The 741-nt window shown below is 43.5% G+C and carries 1 protein-coding gene; it reads right to left on the bottom strand.

Annotation, left to right across the window (positions count from 1 at the left end; genetic code table 11):
• Nucleotides 1-741, bottom strand: a 741-nt coding sequence (locus BAZO_RS01685; protein ID WP_003329484.1) for a hypothetical protein, incomplete at both ends; no start/stop codon positions are given.

Below are 741 nucleotides of genomic sequence, written 5' to 3'. Positions count from 1 at the left end.
AAACTTTGAAGAAAACTAGCGACTGTCGTGTATGTTGACTGTGCTTGGTAAGCCTGAAGTCCCAAGTAATTAAGCGCATAGTAAGTTTCTGTGTATGAGCCAATCGGAAGTTTCTGTGTATGAGCCAATCGGAAGTTTCTGTGTATGAGCCAATCGGAAGTTTCAGAGAGTTTGTCGCATCTCCCCAGTAGTTAGTCGTGCCGCCTACGATATTGGTCACGGCATTATAGCCATTGATGGCATAAGGTAGACCGTCATCATCTACACCATCAATATCTGTACTTGCCGTGATATCGTTGATAGGCATATAGTTCGTTGCTGGGGTTAACGGTGTTGTGCTACTTGTCGAATTAGATGTGATGCTCGTCTGGTCAGAAATCATGTTGACAGTGACAAATTGTAGGGGTTGATTATAAAGCCCAGCAGGAATGTATGGGTTTGCGGCAAGAAGAGCCTCAAATGTCGAATAAGTCGTTCCAGTCCCACCAGCAGTCGTCGCATAGGTATAACCTGTGATGATATAGCGAATTCCTGCAGGATCAGTATAGACGATATTATCTGTCGTCGTCATAGATATACCGCTATTAGTAGCAATATAACTAAACAGATTGTCTTGATTATTGGGAGTTGCTTGACCTACCACAACACCATTAGGCTGATTTCCAAGCCCATCAAGGTAATCAGGGTCCGTCCCTAATACAGAAACTTTCCAAGAAGTTCTGACTGAATATGGCGAGAGTT

The organism is Schinkia azotoformans LMG 9581, from assembly GCF_000307855.1.
GTDB lineage: Bacteria > Bacillota > Bacilli > Bacillales > Bacillaceae_J > Schinkia > Schinkia azotoformans.
The sequence above is the reverse complement of the archived record's forward strand: the minus strand, read 5'-3'. Positions and strand labels throughout refer to the sequence as shown.